This window comes from Polaribacter sejongensis (assembly GCF_038024065.1).
Taxonomy (GTDB): Bacteria; Bacteroidota; Bacteroidia; order Flavobacteriales; family Flavobacteriaceae; genus Polaribacter; species Polaribacter sejongensis.
The window spans coordinates 1,664,777-1,685,350 of the sequence record NZ_CP150667.1 but is presented as its reverse complement, the minus strand read 5'-3'; the positions used below and the strand labels follow the sequence as shown (position 1 = coordinate 1,685,350).

Sequence of the window (20,574 nt, the reverse complement as noted above, 5' to 3'; positions counted from 1 at the left end):
ATCAATTTAAAAAATTAGGAGCCTTTTTATTTATATTCTCTTCCATTAGATTTCACTAAAATTAAAGAATTTTTCTTCGGATAAAAAAGTAAGCACTTTTGAATACTTGAATGAAAAAAATAAAAAAACTCTAGGTCTTATTTAGTTGATAAGATCTAGAGTTTTATAGTAGAAGAAAACGATGTTTTACAATATGATATTATTGCAACTTCAGAATTTATTGATTTAAGGTAATTTCTTAAGTATAAAACTTAAATTATTTATTTTTCACAAAAATTAATTTATGTCTGCTCTTTGAGTTCTCTCTTTGGTCTAAATCAAATTTACCAATAGACTTAATAAGCGGAGTTAATTTGTCAAAACCATAATTTCTTGAGTCGAAATTGGGTTGTTTTTTCTGAAGTAAACTACCTACATCACCAAGAAAAGCCCAACCTTCTTCATCAGATAAATCTGAAATTGTTGAAGAGATTAGTTTAATTACTTTTGATGTTATTTTATCAACACTATCTTTTTCATTGTCTTTGGTGCTAATACTTTCTTTCTTCTCGGTTTGTTTTCTAAGAATTTCTATATAGATAAATTTATCACAAGCAACAATAAAGGGTGTTGGAGTTTTTTTCTCTCCAATACCAATAACTTGCTGACCTGCTTCTCTTAATCGAGTTGCTAGTTTTGTAAAATCACTATCACTAGAAACTAAGCAAAAACCATTTACTTTTTCTGAATATAGAATATCCATCGCGTCAATAATCATGGCAGAGTCGGTGGCGTTTTTTCCGGTAGTATATGCGTATTGCTGTATAGGAGTAATAGCATTTTGTAATAGTAAATTTTTCCACTTAGACAAATGCGGACTCGTCCAATCTCCATAAATTCTTTTAATAGTTGGGTTGCCATACTTTGCAATTTCTTCCATCATTTCCTTAACGTGAGCAGACGGTATGTTGTCTCCGTCTATAAGTACTGCTAAATTTATATTGTTTTGGGCCATTTTTTTGTTTTGTAATTGCAGCGAACAGAAGTATGTTCGGTGTCTGCAATTCTATTAATTATAATTTAAAAAGTAAAGTTAGTTTTTTGGTTTCATAAAATCAACAAGTACTAAATATTTGTTTTTTATCAAAATAGAACAATCAAACTAATTTAATGCCTTCATTTTTACTTTAAACATTTTGGCAGCAGTTGTGTAGCCTCCTTCTGTACCGTCTATAAAGTGTGCGTGTTTTGTTTTTCTGTCTAATACGTAACAAGACATTACGGAGGCGTGTGTTACATGAATGCCGTAAACAATTTTATTTTCTTTTTCTAGTTGATTCAGGTAGATTATAAATAAGTCTATTTTAGGTTGTTCTGCTGTAAATATTGTATTAATCATACCGTCTAACATAAAGGTATGTGATAATTGACCAATTTGATTTAAGTATTGCTTTCCGTCTTCAGACATATTAAAATACCATTTACCAATTAAAGTTTTAAACCAATTTTTTAATAAATATTTTAAGTTCTTATTGGCGAGCGTCACTTTCATTTCTTCCCATATTTTAGAAATGCTAAAGTTTAATTTTAAGTTTTTCGATTTTATAGGTTGCCTATTGTTAAAGGTGCCAAAAATAGTGTCCATTTTTGTAAGTACATCTCTATAAATAGCTCTTTGATCATTTTCGTTTACCGTGTCTAACAATAAACAAATCACTTTTTTTTGGGTTTGTCTTGGGTTTATTTCTTTCCATCTACATTCCATTCCTTCTAAGTTTAAAAGGTCTTTTTTAAAATCAATATCTTCTATTTTTGTAAAAGTACTTTTAATGATTTCTTCTGCTTTTTTTAAACCGTTTCCTAAAATAATAGGAATAGCTAATTGATCTGTTAGTTGGTGTTTTACTATTTTTAAATTGGCTTTTTTTTCTGATAATTCTTTTATGGAAATATGTCCAACTCTAAGTATTAAATCGATGTTTTTTTTAATATGAAGACTGTAGTTTTCTAAAACCAATGTAATTTTATTTAAAAGTAGTGTTGGTATAATAAAAGTAGCGCCATCTCCTCCAAAAAAATATGGAATTTCTATGTTTTTCTTTTCTTTTCTAATGGTGTTTAATACAGAAATTATTGCTCCGGTTGCTGTTAAGTTTATCTGATGATGTTTGCCTTCATCAACAGCTTTGGTAGAATTTTTAACATCAACAACTACTACATGCCAAGTATTTGGTAATTCAGAGAAATCAGATTCATCTGCTAATAAATCAACGAGTGTTTTACTAGAACTTTTTAATTGGGTGTAATATTTTATATTTTCCATTATTGTAAATACAGATTAATGAGATATATGTGTCGTTTGCTAAGTTAGTTTTTTTTAAAATAAATAAGAAGTTAAATAGGATGTGGGTTTGTTAATAAAATGAAAAGGTTTAAACAAAAAGAATCTCAAAATGTACATTTTGAGATTCTTTGAAATTAATTTTATGTTTTAAAATAAGGGTTGTTTTTATTTTTTAACTATTTTCTTAGAAATATGTAATCCGTTTGCAAATGTAAAGTTGATAAAATAGACTCCAGAAGGCAGTGTGCCTATTCGTATATTTTGATTTTCGCCTACGTTATTCATTTTTTTATGAATCAATTGCTTTCCAGAAATATCACTAATAAACACGTTATAGTCTTCATTATTGTTGGTGATATCAAAATATAAAATATTCTGAGTAGGGTTTGGGAATAGTTTTATGTCAAAACTATTTGTTGAAATATCATCGATACTTAAAGTGCTAGAATTTATATTCCAAAGTGTCGTAGAGAAATGTACCGTTTCATGATTGTCAACTTTAAGTAATGTAGTTTTATCTTCAATAGTTGCCAGTAGTTGATTATTTCCACTCGTTAAATCTTCTTTTGAAATAGAGACCGTATAGTCTTTACTATTTATTACTGTTCCGTTTAAAGTCCATGTAATGTCTAAGGTGTTTGGAAGTGGGTTTATAGTGTTTATTGTAAAATCTAAAACTGTAGATAAATCTATAGAACCTGTGTTTTGTGGAGAATAGTTTTCTATTACCGAAGTTAAAGAGTGTATTTGTTCTATAGTTCCCTCTGTACAAACTGAACAAAAAGGACTATTTAAAGATTCCATTTTACAATTTTGATGCGGTTTATACCAGCTAGCAGCCGTTCCGGATGTGCCATGCGGATAAATACCAACTCCATTTTGGTTCATCCAATTTTTCCATTTCACATTTGTTGGGTTTGTCTCTTGGGTCATGTTTATGCCTTCTCTTACATAAATATCTCCAGGGTAATACTCATCAATAAGATTTGCAAAAGAGTGTCCTAACTCATGAATGGCAATTTGGTTAGCTGATGCATGCAATGATGCTACGGCAATTTCACCACCACTACCACCATAATAAGGGCTGTTTACTAAAACTAAAACAATGTCGTAATTAGGAAAATTATTTGCTAAAACAGTGTTTACTATAGCGTTGTTAGCTACTAAAAGTCTATGAACATCATATGCATCAAAAGTCGATTCAAAATAATTATCTACAGTAGCTGCAGGTTGATTGTTAGAAGTATTTTCATCTGATGCTGTACGTGGATGTTTTGCTCCACTTTCATTAGATGGTACTTTTATAGCATGGACATTAAAGTAATTTTTATACTCTTTATAAGGTGTTTCTGAAAATAGAGCATTTGAAAAATTAGTGGCATCCGTTATAAATTGATTCAGCTCTGTACTTTGATATCCATCTGATAGAATTACAACATTAATTCTACTATCATTAGAACCAGACTGTGTAATTGTGGTTACATCAAAAGTTTGTGCGGTAACAGATGCGCACAAAAATAGAATAGATAAGAGTAGTGTTTTTTTCATAATTGTATTTTTAAAAGACTGTTATTGGTTTCACTTAGTAATTTAAGTGTTATAAATTTTGTTTGTGGTTTTAAATCCATTCGAATAGATAGGGTAGTGCTGTCTAATTCAATTGTTTTTCGACTTAATTTACCAAAATCATCTATGTATTCGAAGTTTTTTATTAATGGATTTTCTATCTGAATACTATCAATACCTAAAGAATTTATATCTTGTTGAATACAGATTAAATCTCCTGCATTACTATCTGTTCTTTTTTGGAAATTCTTTTTAAGACTTCCTTCTGTAATTATTTTATCAATAAAAGTAAGTTCTATATTTTTATCCTTAGAAACTTTATAATTTAAGAAAATAATTTTAGATATCAGAGGTTTAGTTTCCTCAATGGTAGAATTGTTGGTCATATTCTTTTTTAAAGAAGTACAGCCTATTAAAGCTAGAAATAAAAGTATGTAAATAGATTTCATTTTAATTATAAATAAGCAAAGTTAGCCTATTTCAATTAAAAGACAATAGTGGGTAAATTGTTCTTTGATAGAAAAAAGAAATCCCAAACTTTCGTTTGGGATTTTTATAATTTTTAAGATTCCTTTTCGGTCTCTGTCCTTGTTTCAGGTTTCTTTTCACCTTTTTCAATGGTAATGGTGAGTTTATTTTCTTTCTCATCCAAATCCATATGTATAGTGTCACCTTCATAGAGTTTAGAGTTTACTATTTCCTCTGCTAAAGCATCTTCAATGTATTTCTGTATCGCTCTTTTAAGTGGTCTTGCTCCATATTTTTTATCAAAACCTTTGTCTGCAATGTAATCTTTTGCTTTTTCGCTTAAGTTTAAAGTGTAGCCTAAATCTGATATTCTATGTAATAATTTATCTAACTCGATATCTATAATTTTGTGAATATCATCTCTTTCTAAAGCGTTAAATACAATTACATCATCTATTCTATTTAAAAACTCCGGAGCAAAAGATTTCTTTAAAGCACCTTCTAGTACAGATTTTGCATGTTCATCTGCTTGTGCTGCTTTAGTAGCTGTACCAAAACCTACACCACCACCAAAGTCTTTTAATTGACGTGCACCAATATTAGAAGTCATAATAATTATGGTATTTCTAAAATCGATTTTTCTACCTAAACTATCGGTAATGTGACCGTCATCTAAAATTTGTAGCAACATATTAAACACATCTGGATGCGCTTTTTCTATCTCATCTAACAAGACTACAGAATATGGTTTTCTTCTCACCTTCTCAGTTAACTGTCCACCTTCTTCATAACCAACATATCCTGGAGGCGCTCCAATTAAACGAGAGATAGCAAACTTCTCCATATATTCACTCATGTCAATTCTAATTAAAGAATCGTCAGAATCAAATAACTCACGTGCTAAAACTTTAGCTAATTGCGTTTTACCAACACCCGTTTGTCCTAAGAAAATAAAAGAACCAATTGGTTTGTTAGGGTCTTTTAACCCAACTCTATTACGTTGTATTGCTTTTACCACTTTGGTAACCGCTTCATTTTGTCCAATTACTTTTCCTTTAATTAAGGCAGGTAATTCGTGTAATCTATTGGTTTCTGCTTCTGCAACTCTATTTACAGGAATTCCAGTCATCATAGAAACTACTTCTGCAACATTATCTTCAGTTACAATTTCTCTATTTAATTTAGAATCTTCTTCCCATTGGTTTTGAGCAGAATTTAAAGCAGCTTCCATGTTTTTTTCATCGTCGCGTAACTTAGCAGCTTCTTCATATTTCTGTCCGTTTACAGCTTTAGTTTTTTGATCTCTAATAATTTCTAACTTAGATTCTAGTTCTAAAACTTGTTGCGGAACAACAATGTTTGTGATATGAATTCTAGAACCCGCTTCATCTAAAGCATCAATAGCTTTGTCTGGTAGGTATCTGTCGGTCATGTACCTGTTTGTTAATTTTACACAAGCTTCAATAGCATCATCTGTATAATTTACATGGTGATGTTCTTCGTATTTATTTTTTATGTTTTGTAAAATCTGTATCGTTTCATCTACTGAAGTTGGGTCTACAATTACCTTTTGAAAACGACGTTCTAAGGCGCCATCTTTTTCGATATTTGTTCTAAATTCATCCAACGTAGTTGCACCAATACATTGTATTTCTCCTCTTGCTAAAGCAGGTTTAAGCATGTTAGAAGCATCTAAAGAACCGGTTGCTCCACCAGCACCAACAATGGTGTGAATTTCATCTATAAAAAGAATGATATCATCATTTTTTTCAAGTTCATTCATTAAGGCTTTCATACGCTCTTCAAACTGACCGCGATATTTTGTGCCAGCAACTAAGCTTGCTAAATCTAAAGAAACAATACGTTTGTCAAATAAAATTCTTGACACTTTTCTTTCAATAATTCGCAAAGCTAAACCTTCTGCAATGGCAGATTTACCAACACCTGGTTCTCCAATTAACATTGGATTGTTTTTCTTTCTACGACTTAAAATTTGAGAAACTCGTTCTATTTCTTTTTGTCTACCAACAACTGGATCTAATTTTCCTTTTTCTGCTAAATCTGTTAAATCTCTACCGAAATTATCTAATACCGGAGTCTTCGATTTTTTTACAGTTTTTCCCTTTTGAGGTTGGTCAAAAGGATTCGATCTTTCTGAAGCAAATTCATCATCAGAAGGTGTCTCTGCAACAGGGTTTATAGGTAGTTCTATATCATCTACATGTAGTTGTTTATAAAGCGTTTTAGCTTCATCATAATTTACATGATATTTGTGAATTAACTTTGTAGTTGGGTCGTTTTCATTTCTTAAAATACAAAGTAATAAATGTGCCGTATCTATAGATTCGCTCTGATATAATTTAGCTTCTAAAAAAGTTGTTTTTAAGGCTTTTTCAGCTTGTCTTGTTAATCGTAAACTCGGCTTATCTGTACTTTCTGTAAACGTTGGAGTTACAGGGTTTAATTGTTCTAATTTTTTACGCAATAAAACAAAATCAACATCAAATGCTGTTAATATTTCTATTGCTTTTCCTTCTCCTTGTCTTATTAAACCTAGTAAAAGATGTTCTGTTCCAATAAATTCTTGCCCTAAACGTAGCGCTTCTTCTTTACTGAAAGTAATTACATCTCTAACCTTTGGTGAAAAATTATCGTCCATATTTCTATCTGTCTATTATTGATGTGTTGTAAATTTAGTCCTTTTTTTTTGTAGATAATTACAAAAAAGATGCCAATGCTAAAAAACTGACAGTTTGACTAAGATACCAAGGTAGAAAACTCTTGTAAATCAAGCAAATAAATTCTTGTTAAAAATTATGAAGTAATGTTGATAACTCTACTGAATTACAAGTGCTAAAACCTTTGTAAAAACAAGTAAAAATAGTAACTTGCCTTGTTTTAAAAAAATGACGTAAAATTAATCAAATATAAATATGGCAGACGGAGAAAAGTTAATTCCGATTAACATTGAAGAACAGATGAAAGCTGCGTACATCGATTACTCGATGTCAGTAATTGTTTCAAGAGCATTACCAGATGTAAGAGATGGTTTAAAGCCAGTTCATAGAAGGGTTTTGTTTGGTATGCATGAGTTAGGGATTAAAGCTACAGGTTCGTATAAAAAATCCGCAAGAATTGTTGGGGAAGTTTTAGGTAAGTATCACCCACACGGAGATACTTCTGTATACGATTCTATGGTGCGTATGGCACAAAGCTGGAGTGTACGTTATATGATGGTTGATGGTCAAGGGAACTTTGGTTCTGTAGATGGAGATTCGCCAGCAGCAATGCGTTATACTGAGGTTAGAATGCAAAAAATATCAGAAGACATGTTGGCTGATATTGAAAAAGAAACAGTAGATCATCGATTAAATTTTGATGATACTTTGCAAGAACCAACCGTTTTACCAACTCGTATTCCTAATTTATTAGTAAACGGAGCTTCTGGTATTGCAGTAGGTATGGCAACAAACATGGCACCACATAACTTAACTGAAGTTATAAATGGTACCATGGCATATATTGATAATAGAGATATTGAGATCGATGAATTAATGCAGCACATTACCGCACCAGATTTTCCTACAGGAGGAATTATTTATGGTTACGATGGTGTTAGAGATGCATTTCATACAGGTCGTGGACGTATTGTAATGCGTGCTAAAGCTGTTATTGAAGAGGTGAAGGGACGTGAGTGTATTATTGTTACGGAAATTCCTTACCAAGTGAATAAAGCAGAAATGATTAAAAAAACTGCTGATCTTGTTAATGAGAAAAAAATATCTGGTATTGCGAATATTCGTGATGAGTCTGATAGAAACGGAATGCGTATTGTGTACATTTTAAAACGTGATGCAATACCTAACATTGTTTTAAATAAATTATTTAAATACACTCAATTACAAACTTCTTTTAGTGTAAATAATATTGCTTTGGTAAATGGAAGACCAGAACAATTAAACTTAAAAGAATTAATTCATTATTTTGTAGAACATAGACATGAAGTAATTGTTCGTAGAACTGAGTTTTTACTTAAAAAGGCAGAAGCTAGAGCACATATTTTAGAGGGATTAATTATTGCTTCGGATAATATTGATGAAGTAATTAAAATTATTAGAGCTTCTAATAATGCCGATGAAGCTAGAGAAAGTTTAATTAAGCGTTTTGAGTTATCTGAAATTCAAGCGAAGGCAATTGTAGAAATGCGTTTGCGTCAATTAACAGGACTAGAGCAAGATAAATTACGTGCTGAGTATGATGAAATTATGTTAACCATCACTGATTTAAAAGATATTTTAGCAAACGAGCCAAGACGATACGATATTATAAAAGAAGAATTAGCGCTTATTAAAGATAAATATGGTGATGAGCGTAGATCTGTAATAGAGTTTGCTGGTGGAGATATGCGAATAGAAGATATGATACCTGATACGAAAGTTGTGGTTACTATTTCTAACGCAGGATATTTGAAACGTACAAATTTAGAAGAGTATAAGGTTCAGAATAGAGGAGGTAGAGGCCAAAAAGGAGCAACTACAAGAAATGAAGATTTCTTAGAGCACTTATTTGTAGGTACAAACCACCAATATATGATGTTCTTTACGCAAAAAGGAAAAGTATTCTGGATGCGCGTATATGAAATTCCTGAAGGTGGTAAAAACACCAAAGGTAGAGCAATGCAAAACCTTATAAATATAGAACAAGATGATAGTGTAAAGGCATTTTTAGTAACTCAAGATTTAAAAGATGAAGAGTATGTAAATAACCATTATGTTATTATGGCAACAAAGAAAGGTCAGGTTAAGAAGACTTCTTTAGAGCAATATTCTAGACCAAGAACAAATGGTATTAATGCAATTACTATTAAGGATGGAGATGAGTTATTAGAAGCGAAGTTAACAACTGGAGACAGTCAAGTTATGTTAGCCTTGGCATCTGGTAAATCTATTCGTTTCGAAGAAGCAAAAACGCGCCCAATGGGTAGAACTGCTTCTGGAGTAAGGGGTATTACTTTACAGCATGAAAATGATGAAGTAATAGGTATGGTTGCTGTAAATGATATGGAGAGCAATATACTTGTAGTTTCTGAAAAAGGATACGGTAAACGTTCTAAATTAGAAGATTATAGAGTTACCAATAGAGGAGGTAAAGGTGTTAAAACTTTAAATATTTCTGAAAAAACAGGTAATTTAGTAGCTATTAAAAATGTAGATGATTCTAACGATTTAATGATTATCAATAAATCTGGATTAACGATTAGAATGGCTGTAGAAGATTTAAGAGTAATGGGGCGTGCAACGCAAGGAGTTCGTTTAATTAATATTAAAGATTCAGATAGTATTGCTGCAGTTGCTAAAGTTGCTCATGAAGAAGAGGTTGTAGAAGAGCTTGAAGGAGATGAGGTTGAAGGCGAAACAGAGAATGGCACGGAAATTGAAAATGATTCAAATGAAAATCAAGAATAACAATAAATTAATAATTAGTAAAATGAAAAATCAAATATTAGCGTTAACAGTTGGTTTCTTATCAATAGCTTCTTTTGCGCAAAAAGATGAAATTAAAGCTGCTGAAAAGGCAATAAAAAAAGGTCAATTTAAAGAAGCAAAAGCAGCATTGGCTGGTTTAGAGGCTACAGAAGATTCAATGGATTCAAAATATAAAGCAAAATATTTCTTTTTAAAGGGATCTGCTTATGGTAAATCGAATGCAGAGAAAGCAGCAGAAGCTTATAATAAATTAATTGCTTACGAAAAGGAAATAGGGAAACAAAAATACACTAAAGAAGCAGAGCCTAAGTTAAATGAATTGGTTCAATTTGTTTCTAAAAATGCAATTGAAGCATACAACAAGCAAGACTATAAAAATGCAACAAGTGATTTTTATTTAACATATAAATTAAGCCCTAAAGATACTTCTTTCTTATACAATGCAGCTTTAAGTTCTTCTTTAGCTAAGGATTATGATGGGTCTTTAAAGTATTATAAAGAGTTACAAGATATTAATTATACAGGTATTTCAACTCAATATATTGCTGTTAATAAAGAAACAGGTGAAGAGGAAGATTTAGGAACTAAGGCTAATAGAGATGCAATGGTTAAGTTTGGTAAATACACAAAACCAAGTGAAAAAACGACAGCATCTAAACAAGCAGAAATTACTAAAAATATTGGTTACATTTATGTAAATCAAGGGAAACCAGAATTAGCAATTGCTGCCTTAGAAGAAGCTAGAAAGTCGAATCCTAAAGACATCAATTTATTATTAAACCAAGCTCAAATGTACATTGAACTTGAAAAAATGGATAAATTTGGAGAGTTAATGAAAGAGGCTGTAGAAATTGATCCTACAAACCCAACGTTGTTTTTTAACTTAGGTGTTGTAAATGCTCAAGAAAACCATATTGAAGAAGCAATTGGATTTTATGAAAAAGCGATTGAATTAGATCCAGAATACGGAGATGCTTATTTAAATTTAGGAGTTACTATTTTAAATAAAAGAATAGCTGTTATTAATGAGATGAATGAAAATTTATCGAATGAAAAGAAATATACAGAATTAGAAGGTGAGTTAAAAGTTATCTGTAAAGAAGCTTTACCTTATATTATTAAAGCAGATGAGCTTGAGAGAACAGAAGGAACTGTAAGTTCTTTATTAAATATTTATGATACCTTAGAGATGACTACTGAAGCAGATGCTTTAAGACCAGTTTATAAAGAGATGAGAGGTCAATAATTAAGACTTTCAATTTTATAAAAAAACCGAAACTAATTTTAGTTTCGGTTTTTTTTATATCATTTTTTTTATGATTCTTAACTTGTGTGTATGTTTTTGAAGTTCGGCATTAAAAATACCACTATGATCTAAAGTGTCTATTCTTACTTTACCATGGGCGTGTATAATATGGTAGTCGCTTAAAATGATTCCAACATGAATAATTTCTCCTTCTTCATTATCAAAAAAAGCCAAATCACCAGCTTCACTTTCTTCTATAAAACTTAAAACTTCACCTTGTGTAGCTTGTTGATTAGCGTCTCTTAAAAGTTGGTATCCACAAAGCTTATATACCATTTGTGTAAAACCAGAACAATCAATACCAAAAGGTGTTTTTCCTCCCCATAAGTAAGGCGTGTTTAGGTAATTAAAAGCAGTTTGTGCAATTTTATTTTTAGATTTTTCTTCTGATAAAATAGCACCTTCATATGTATATGATTCTAAGTTTATTTGAAGCTTCCCTGCATTATAAAAAGGTAAATTAGATCCCAAAGGTATGGTGGTTAACTCATTTTTACTATTGGTAATAAAATCAATCATTTCCCCTGAAAAATATTGCTTTTCAGTTTTTAGTTTTGAATAGAAATCAGCAGAGATTTCTGTATACTGTTTATTATCTATATACCCTTCATAGTTGTCAAAAGTCAAACGGATTTTACTCCATTCTTTCTGTTTTTCAATCACTTCAAAAGCTTCACCAAATAAAACCTGGCTCGTCATTTCTGATTGGTTAGATTCTTCTGCTCTTAAAGGAACAATGCTTAAATTACAAATGCCGTATAACAAGTTATAAGTTTTAAATGTTGAATTAAATCTTTTACGAAATTCTTTCTATAACAAATGCACTTGCTCCACCACCACCATTGCAAATTGCAGCAGCGCCAATTTTAGCGTTATTTTGTTTTAATATAGAGGTTAAAGCAATTACTATTCTGGCTCCAGAAACCCCTAATGGATGACCTAAAGAAACAGCCCCACCATTTACATTTACTTTATCATCTGTAATGCCTAAAATTTTCATATTTGCTAAACCAACAATAGAAAAAGCTTCGTTTAACTCAAAGTAATCTACATCATTAATAGAAATATTTGCTTTCGCTAAGGCTTTTGGTAATGCTTTTGCGGGTGCAGTTGTAAACCATTCTGGCTCATGAGCAGCATCGGCATAACTTAGTATTTTTGCTAAAGGTGTAATATTTAGTTCTTTTGCTTTATCTGCAGACATTAATACTAGTGCAGCACCACCATCATTAATGGTAGAAGCATTTGCAGCGGTAACAGTACCGTCTTTTGTAAAAGCAGCTCTTAAGGTTGGAATCTTATCCATTCTTACATTGCTGTATTCTTCATCCTCAGAAAAGAGTATTGGTTCTCCTCGTCTTTGAGGAATTTCTACAGATACAATTTCATCAGCATATTTTCCATCACTCCAAGCTTTTGCAGAACGGTTGTAAGACTGTACAGCAAATGCATCTTGATCTTCTCTAGAAAAACCATATTCACTAGCACAAGTATCTGCACAAACACCCATTGCAACATTATCATAAGCATCTACTAAGCCATCTTTCTGAAGTCCATCTTCCATCGTTATTGCTCCAAATTTTGTACCTTTTCTTGCGTGTTGATAATGCGGAATAGCACTCATGTTTTCCATACCACCTGCAACCACAATATCAGCATCACCTAAAGCAATGGTTTGTGCTGCTAACATAATAGATTTCATACCAGAAGCACATACTTTATTTACGGTAGTACAAGGCACTGTATTAGGTATTCCTGCAAAAATGGCTGCTTGTCTTGCTGGCGCCTGACCTAAGCCAGCAGAAACAACATTACCCATAAAAACTTCTTCAACCAAATTAGGGTTTAAGTTTATTTTTTCTAAGGCTCCTTTTATAGCAATTGCTCCTAATTTAGGAGCAGGAATGGTAGATAAACTTCCCATAAAGCTTCCAATTGGAGTTCTAGCTACAGATACAATTACGACTTCTTTCATAAATATAGTGTTTATTTTGAGTAAGATTTGTTGTGCTAAATTAACTATTTTTAATCAATTTAAGTTTTATTATTCAACTTGAATTTTTGAGCTTAACTTTTTTATGGTAAGTTTGTAGTAAGAAGATATGTTCTATGAGTAATATAGTTAATAAACTGTACCAAAACAATGCCATTATTTATAAGGTAATTTTGTTTTTAGTTGCCACTATTGCAATTGTTTATTTGTTTCCAAAAGGCGGGCAATTTAAATATGATTTTAATAATGGGCAACTTTGGAAATATGATAATTTATATGCGCCTTTTGATTTTTCTATTCAAAAAACTGCAGAAGAAATTACATTAGAAAAGAAACAAATTTCAGAGAACTCAAAAGTTTATTTTTTACAAGATTTTGATGTTGAAAAGGATGTGAAATCAAATTATAAAAGAAGGATTTCGCTATTAAAACAATCAGATTCTTTAAGTTCAGATGAGATTGTGAACATATCTAAAATTGGTCAAAAAGTTATAGATAATATCTATGAACGAGGTTTTTTAGAGGTGGTAAGTCAAGAAAGGGTATCAAATAAAAATGAAATAGTTGCGCTTAGAAAAGGGAATGAGGTAGAAGATATCTTGTTTAAAAACCTGCTAACATCTAAAGAGGTTTTAGAAATAATTAGAAGTAATTTAGAAGCAGAAAGATCTTTTTATGGTAAAAAAATATTATTAGATTTATTATCAGAAATTATAAAACCCAATATCTATTTTGATACAATTTATACTGATAAAGTAATTGAAAATGCTATAAAAAATATTTCTTATACAAAAGGAATTGTAGAAGCGGGTAAATTAATTATCTTAAAAGGAGATATTGTAGAGGGGAAAAAACTAGCGATATTAAATTCTTTAAAAACTGAATCTGAATCTCAGGTTTGGACGGACTCAAATTATAATTGGATTATTTTAGGATATACCATTTTAGTTTCTCTAGCTTTATTGATGCTTTTGTTATTCTTAAAAAAGTATCGAGTAGAAATATATGACAATAATAACCAGGTAACCTTTATTTTTTTCAATGTTTTTTTAATGATTTTTATACAAACATTGGTTATTAAATACAATGCAGATTATTTGTATGTTGTTCCTTTAAGTGTACTTCCCATAGTTTTAAAAGCTTTTTTTGATGCGCGTTTAGGCTTGTTTACACACGTTTTAACAGTATTGCTTTTAGGATATATTGTACCAAATAGTTTTGAATTTATCTACTTACATATCATTGCGGGTATGGTGACGATACTTACGGTTTCTGAGTTGTATAAAAGAGGTAACTTGTTTATTTCTGTAGCGCAAATTACACTTATCTATATGATAACTTATTTTGCCTTTTCAATTATTAGAGAAGGAAATGCTTCTCAAATAAACTGGAATTACTTTATGCTTTTTGCAGCCAATGGTTTGTTATCCTTTTTATCAATAATTATTATATATATGTATGAAAAGGTTTTTGGTTTGGTTTCTGATATTACTTTATTAGAGCTTTCTAATACAAATGCGAAGCTTTTAAGAGAGTTAAATGAAAAAGCTCCAGGTACGTTTCAACACTCCATGCAAGTCGCTAATTTAGCAGAAGCTGCGGCCAATGAAATAGGAGCGAACTCTATGTTGGTTAGAACAGGTGCTTTGTATCATGATATTGGTAAAATATTAAATCCAATGTATTTTACAGAGAATCAATCTACAGGTGTTAACCCTCACAACGATTTATCAGCAAGAGATAGTTCTAAAATAATTACAGATCATGTTATAAAAGGGGTGGAGTTAGCTAAAAAATATAAATTACCAGATAGAATAATCGATTTTATAAGAACGCATCATGGTACAAGTTCTACCTATTATTTTTATAAGAAGGAACAAGAACTGAATCCCGATACAAAAGTAGATATAAAGAAGTTTCAGTACCAAGGACCTATTCCTTTTTCAAAAGAAACAGCAATCTTAATGATGTGTGATGCTTCGGAAGCTGCGTCTAAAAGTTTAACAAAACCTACAGCTTTATCTATTAGTAACTTGATAGATAAAATTATAAGTAAACAAATGGCTGATAATCAGTTTTTGAACTCTAATATAACCTTTAGAGAGATAGAGATTATTAAGAAAGTGATCAAGAAAAAGCTAATGAATATCTATCATTTAAGGGTCGAATATCCAGAATAAAAAAAATAATTTTAAAAAAAATCAAAAAAGACTTGTGTAATCCTTTTAATGTCTTAAATTTGCACTCGCAATTTCAAGGTTATGTTTTTAATGTAACGCCGAAAGGAGAGATGGCAGAGTGGTAATGCAGCAGATTGCTAATCTGTCGACCTTAGGGTCGCCAGGGTTCGAGTCCCTGTCTCTCCGCTAAGAAATTGCACTCGGGGTGTAGCGTAGCCCGGTCATCGCGCCTCGTTTGGGACGAGGAGGTCGCAGGTTCGAATCCTGCCACCCCGACACAGTTGGTCGTAACAACTTAAAAATTACGGGCTCTTAGCTCAGCTGGATAGAGCACCTCCCTTCTAAGGAGGCGGTCGAAGGTTCGAATCCTTCAGGGCTCACTTAAACCTTACTAGAAATAGTAAGGTTTTTTGTTTTATATAGGTTTTGTGTTATTGTAGATAAACTTAATCTTTAAGGCTAAAACTTCAAATAAAAGGATTATTAGAATTAATAGCTTAGTCTTCAATAATTAACAATTCAACCTTATTTTTATCATTAATTATAGCAACTATTTCATCAAGAATAAACAACGAAAAGTATATATTCGCACTCCATTTTTTTAATTTACTAACCTAAGAATTCTAATAAAATACATGAGCAACGTAAAAAACTGGTTAAATTATTATAAAAACAGTTTAACAGACAGTGAAAACTTAGCAGTAGACATTTCTAGAATCAAAAACTTATTTCATCAAAACTATTGCGATTTAAGCAAAGCAACCATTAGTGCTAAAAATGCTGCTGAAATGCTTGATGTAGAAGAGAAAAGAATTAATAGGTTAAAAGGAGTTGCTAAAAAAGATAGCGATAATTGGCATCAAGTATTTGATGCCGAAATTATTATAGCACCTTTTCAATTAGATTTTCAAACAGACGATCCTAATTTCAAACAAAAAACAATTCATCCTTTTTGGATCACGGCAAGAGTAAATCGCTTAGGTCAATTATCTGCCCCAAGAGAAATATTTCCATTAATAGTTCGTAATTATTTAGATCCAATAGCAGAGGTTGGTAACGATTTTATTTTTTCATCCATAGAAACAATAGCAGAAGCTAGAGATTTAGAAGAACCAGAAGTAGAAGAGGAAGAAGAATTAGATTGGGCTTCTTATTGGGAGTATATTAGTTTAGTTTTTTCAGAAATTACGGGTATAGGTATAGAGGATTATAGGGCAGAAGGATATAAAACCAATAACAAAGTAACGTATTTTGCGAGAAGCTCTAAAATATCAGCAGCAAAAAGTATTCTGTTTTTGTATGAGAATTTAATAAATGAAACTGAAGAGCTTCCGTTAATTTCAAAAATAATAAACCCAAGAAATAGAGAGCGAAGAGATCCTATTACCGATAAAGGTTTTTTAGATTACAATCATTTGCATTTAGGGCAAATGTCTAACGAATTTCCGCTTTCTATTAGTCAGCGTAAAACCTTATTGTCTTATTTAACAGCAGAAGAAAATGGAATTACGGCCGTAAATGGACCTCCAGGAACCGGAAAAACTACTTTATTGCAAAGTTTGGTGGCTACAGAAGTGGTGCGCGCGGCGATTAATGGAGAAGAAGCTCCTGTTATTTTGGCCTGTTCAACAAACAACCAGGCGGTAACCAACATTATAGATAGTTTTATAAATTCTAAAAGTACTATGGGGAATTTAGCCGAACGCTGGATTCCTGGTTTTAATGGCTATGCTACGTATTTACCATCAAGCTCTAAAAGTGAAAAATCGTTAAAAGATATCAATTATCTTAAAGGGAATATGTTTGGTAATGAAGGTACTTTGTGTGATTTAGAAAACGAAAATTATATACACGATGCCAAGAATTTCTTTTATAGTAGATATTTAGATTATTTTGGTTTCGGTGCAAACTCTTTAGAAGATATTTGTAATCACCTGCAAGAAGAAATTTCGGTGATAGAAGATAACTTAATGGAGGGGGGGCAAATTTCTCAAGATTATTTATCCTCTATAGAAAAGGTGAATAATTTATTGCTAGACAAGGAAAACCACATTAAGAAAAATGTAATTAAAATATCAAAATTACAAGAGTGGAGAGATATCATTGTTAAGATAAAGTCGCTGGCTAAAGAAGGTAATTTTATCAACGAAATAAAACGCTATTTTAAAGTAGATTTAGAAGAAGGTTCAAATAACTCAGAACACCTTTTTATTGTAAGTAAAGAAACTCTTACAGATGATAAAACAGCACTAGTCTTTATAAAAAAATGCATTGTAGATTTTAATTTAGCGCTGTCATCAAACTTAAGGTTAAAAAACTGGAAACATTTAAATGAGGTTACAGGCTATCCTTTTATTTCAGAAGAACAAATGTGGGAGTTCGAATATGAAAAAATGGAGTCTACAGATAAAACACATCGGTTTTTTTATGATGAAATAGATTTAAGCCTACGTCATAAAGCCTTTTTATTAGCGACCCATTATTGGGAGGCAAGGTGGATTCTAGAAACAGAAGATGTTTTAGAAAATGAAACCGAAAAGGGAACTGGAGAAAAAACAGTCATTGCAAAATGGAAACGAAGAGCAATGCTAACACCTTGTTTTGTGGCAACCTTATATACAGCTCCAACTCATTTTTTATTCAGCCAATTTCAAGGAGAGAATGAAAACGGAAAACCAATCTTCGAATACTTGCCGCTATTTAATTTTTTAGATTTATTAATTATTGATGAAGCTGGTCAAGTAACGCCAGAAGTCAGCATTCCAATATTTTCATTAGCTCAAAAAGCAATTGTAGTAGGAGATTTAAAGCAAATAGAACCAATTTGGTCTATTCCTCCAAAAATCGATTACGGAAATTTAACCAATCAAAATATTGTTACAGATCTAGCGCAAAAAGAATATCTAAATAACATTGGGTTTTTAGCATCAAGCGGAAGTATCATGAAAATGGCTCAAAATGCCTGTGAATATGAAACCCCATTGGTTACCACCAAAGAAAATGGCTTATTATTATTAGAGCATAGAAGGTGTAATGATGAAATAATAGGATTTTGCAATGAACTAGCCTACGATGGTATTTTAAAACCCATGAAAGGGAAAGCGCATGAGGATCAAATTTTTGCGTCCATGATGGCGTATCATGTAGAAGGTTATAGTGAGCGCAAGTTTAACAGTCGCCATAACATGAATGAGGTAAAAGCCATCATTTTATGGATAAATAGACACAAAGAAGATATACAGAAAGCGTATAATGTAGATAAAATAGAAAGTGTTTTAGGAATCATTACGCCCTTTGCTAGTCAGAAAACAGAACTTTCAAAAGCATTAATAGAATCTGGTTTTAAAGTGAACGAAATAAAATTAGGCACCGTACATGCTTTGCAAGGAGCAGAGCGAAATATTGTTTTATTTAGTTCAGTATATACTAATGAAGACGAAGGTGTTCTATTTTTCGATAGAGACAATAAACCAAACATGCTAAATGTTGCGGTATCAAGAGCAAGAGATAGTTTTATTCTTTTTGGAGATACCAGAATTTTTGATGAAACGAAAAGTACGCCATCCGGAATTTTAAAAAAGCATTTAAATATGTTTGATATGCCAACTTAAATTAATATTGAATTACTTTTGTAGGGTAAGATAAGTCACCACAGAAAAATAGTAAGTTTTTAGTATTATAAAAATATTTAGAATGAAAAAAGGAGTTGCAATTCTGTTTATACTTTTAATGACTAGTTCATCTAATTTCGGGCAATCTTCAATGAAATATTTTGTAAAAGGAGGATTAAATCTTTCCAACACAAACTTTAAAATGATTGAAAGAGGAGTGTCCTCAAGTAGAGAATTCGATAACCGAAAATCTTTTTATGTTGCAGCGGGTATTAACTTTCCATTGACAGAAGTAAAAGACAATATTTTATTACAAGTCCAATTGGTTTATTCAGAACAGGGATGGGTATATAATTATACAGAACCAGGAGATTTTACTGCGCACGAAATCAATCAAATTAATTTACCTATTTATTTAAAAACGAGAGTTCTTCATAATTTTTATCTTAATATCGGAACTTATTTAGGATATGTTGTACATTCAAAAGAGAAAACCAGCGATAACCCAAATAGATTTGAAATAGAAGGCTATAAGAATTTTGATTCGGGTTTACTGGCGGGTTTTGAATATCATTTTAATTTTGGATTATTTTTAGAAACTAAATATATGTTTGGTTTATCAGATATCTCTAAGGTCGCCTATCCTACTTCGTTTATAGAGCATTCATATAAAAATAGGGTACTACAAATTGGTTTAGGTTACACGTTTTAAATTTTCAATATTACATTTTAAAGATGATTTTTCACGGGTGTTCCCACGCCGAAAAAAGCGTGGTCGGGCTTTCCTCTATATCTTTTTGTATGCTTATTTCTGCTGTCGCTACAATAATCATATAAAAAGGATGACGTTTCAATCCCTAACACAGCTAATTTGCCGAATGAAGTTCTTTTTGAAGAATTCTTCTTTATTTAAGTACTGACTTAATGCGCAAGAAACATTATAGATTACTTCTACAATATTTAGGACAATACCATTACCAAGACCTCACAGGTTTTTAAAACCTGTGAGGTCTATTAGTTTTAATGGATTGATAATAAGTGTTTTATTTTTAAGTGCTATTTGTTTTCATATAGACTGCATATAAGCCTCAACCAAATACATCTTAATTCCATACTATATTATCCAAACAAAACCCCAGAACTAATGTTTCTATTTGTCAAAAAAACTTGTTTCATCAGTTTTTTAGAGTAGTAATTTGTAAAGCACCCAATTCGTCGAACTCATCCTATTTATAAATATGCACCTATATATAAGAGCTTATATTATTCCGGTTTTAAGAATTACTTTGTGGAAATTCTCATTTCAAATACCTCCAGAGTTGTCAGCACAAGTACTTTTTTTACAAAAAGAATCATATAAAGAACAGGTTTAGCACTTAAATAAGTGTTTTCTTCAATAAGTAAAACGTATTTCAACCATACTATTTCATAGAACACCCCATATTTCAACAAACCTCAAACAATAAAAATGTCTATTTCCACTAAAACACAACCTCCAATCAACCTATGATTTCTATGTTCCTATGTGTTTAAAACAAGCATCCACTTCCAAAACCACCCCAAAACCTAAAACCCTCAAAAAACCCTCAAAAAAACTTCCTTTATAACCCCTTAAAAACAAGCCTCTTAAAACGTGATGTA

12 protein-coding genes and 3 tRNA genes are annotated in these 20,574 nt (G+C 31.3%); 8 read left to right on the top strand and 7 right to left on the bottom strand.

Annotation, left to right across the window (positions count from 1 at the left end; genetic code table 11):
- Positions 1–256: 256 nt before the first annotated feature.
- The 5 genes from WHD08_RS06915 to WHD08_RS06895 all read right to left on the bottom strand — a co-directional run bounded on the left by WHD08_RS06915 (position 257) and on the right by WHD08_RS06895 (position 7,016).
- Complete coding sequence (locus WHD08_RS06915) at positions 257–994, bottom strand: NYN domain-containing protein (RefSeq protein WP_208888730.1); 738 nt, start codon at positions 992–994, stop codon at positions 257–259.
- 147 nt (positions 995–1,141) lie between these two features.
- Positions 1,142–2,302: a DUF3095 family protein gene (locus WHD08_RS06910; RefSeq protein ID WP_208888731.1), complete on the bottom strand. Its 1,161-nt coding sequence runs from the start codon at positions 2,300–2,302 to the stop codon at positions 1,142–1,144.
- A 186-nt stretch (positions 2,303–2,488) separates the two neighbouring features.
- Positions 2,489–3,871 carry a M64 family metallopeptidase gene (locus WHD08_RS06905; protein WP_208888732.1) on the bottom strand — a complete coding sequence of 461 codons (1,383 nt, stop codon included), beginning with the start codon at positions 3,869–3,871 and terminating at the stop codon, positions 2,489–2,491.
- Complete coding sequence (locus WHD08_RS06900) at positions 3,868–4,338, bottom strand: hypothetical protein (RefSeq protein ID WP_208888733.1); 471 nt, start codon at positions 4,336–4,338, stop codon at positions 3,868–3,870. Before WHD08_RS06900 ends, WHD08_RS06905 begins: the two co-directional genes overlap by 4 nt.
- A 113-nt stretch (positions 4,339–4,451) precedes the next feature.
- Positions 4,452–7,016, bottom strand: a complete 2,565-nt coding sequence (locus WHD08_RS06895; protein WP_208888734.1) for an ATP-dependent Clp protease ATP-binding subunit — start codon at positions 7,014–7,016, stop codon at positions 4,452–4,454.
- Positions 7,017–7,290: 274 nt separating this feature from the next.
- Between WHD08_RS06895 and gyrA the strand changes: the two genes are divergently transcribed.
- Together gyrA and WHD08_RS06885 are read left to right on the top strand one after the other, a co-directional pair.
- Complete coding sequence (gene gyrA, locus WHD08_RS06890) at positions 7,291–9,822, top strand: DNA gyrase subunit A (RefSeq protein ID WP_208888735.1); 2,532 nt, start codon at positions 7,291–7,293, stop codon at positions 9,820–9,822.
- A gap of 22 nt (positions 9,823–9,844) precedes the next feature.
- The gene (locus WHD08_RS06885; protein ID WP_208888736.1) at positions 9,845–11,089 is read left to right on the top strand and encodes a tetratricopeptide repeat protein; all 1,245 of its coding nucleotides are present in this window, start codon (positions 9,845–9,847) and stop codon (positions 11,087–11,089) included.
- A 54-nt stretch (positions 11,090–11,143) separates the two neighbouring features.
- On the opposite strand, the gene WHD08_RS06880 is transcribed toward WHD08_RS06885, so the two are convergent.
- Together WHD08_RS06880 and WHD08_RS06875 are read right to left on the bottom strand one after the other, a co-directional pair.
- Entirely contained in the window at positions 11,144–11,914 is a 771-nt protein-coding gene (locus WHD08_RS06880) for a C40 family peptidase (protein ID WP_208888737.1), read from the bottom strand.
- A gap of 31 nt (positions 11,915–11,945) precedes the next feature.
- Positions 11,946–13,124 (bottom strand): acetyl-CoA C-acyltransferase, encoded by a 1,179-nt coding sequence (locus WHD08_RS06875; protein ID WP_208888738.1) that lies wholly within the window; start codon positions 13,122–13,124, stop codon positions 11,946–11,948.
- A gap of 134 nt (positions 13,125–13,258) precedes the next feature.
- On the opposite strand from WHD08_RS06875, the gene WHD08_RS06870 reads away from it, so the two are divergent.
- From WHD08_RS06870 to WHD08_RS06845, 6 genes are all read left to right on the top strand, one after another.
- Positions 13,259–15,322, top strand: a complete 2,064-nt coding sequence (locus tag WHD08_RS06870) for an HD family phosphohydrolase (RefSeq protein WP_208888739.1) — start codon at positions 13,259–13,261, stop codon at positions 15,320–15,322.
- Between the two features lie 104 nt (positions 15,323–15,426).
- Positions 15,427–15,508 (top strand) — tRNA-Ser (locus tag WHD08_RS06865).
- A gap of 15 nt (positions 15,509–15,523) precedes the next feature.
- Positions 15,524–15,598, top strand: a tRNA-Pro gene (locus WHD08_RS06860).
- Positions 15,599–15,628: 30 nt separating this feature from the next.
- Positions 15,629–15,702 (top strand) — tRNA-Arg (locus tag WHD08_RS06855).
- Between the two features lie 255 nt (positions 15,703–15,957).
- Positions 15,958–18,933 carry a DEAD/DEAH box helicase gene (locus tag WHD08_RS06850; protein ID WP_208888740.1) on the top strand — a complete coding sequence of 992 codons (2,976 nt, stop codon included), beginning with the start codon at positions 15,958–15,960 and terminating at the stop codon, positions 18,931–18,933.
- Between the two features lie 82 nt (positions 18,934–19,015).
- Positions 19,016–19,645 (top strand): porin family protein, encoded by a 630-nt coding sequence (locus WHD08_RS06845; protein WP_208888741.1) that lies wholly within the window; start codon positions 19,016–19,018, stop codon positions 19,643–19,645.
- Positions 19,646–20,574: the final 929 nt, after the last annotated feature.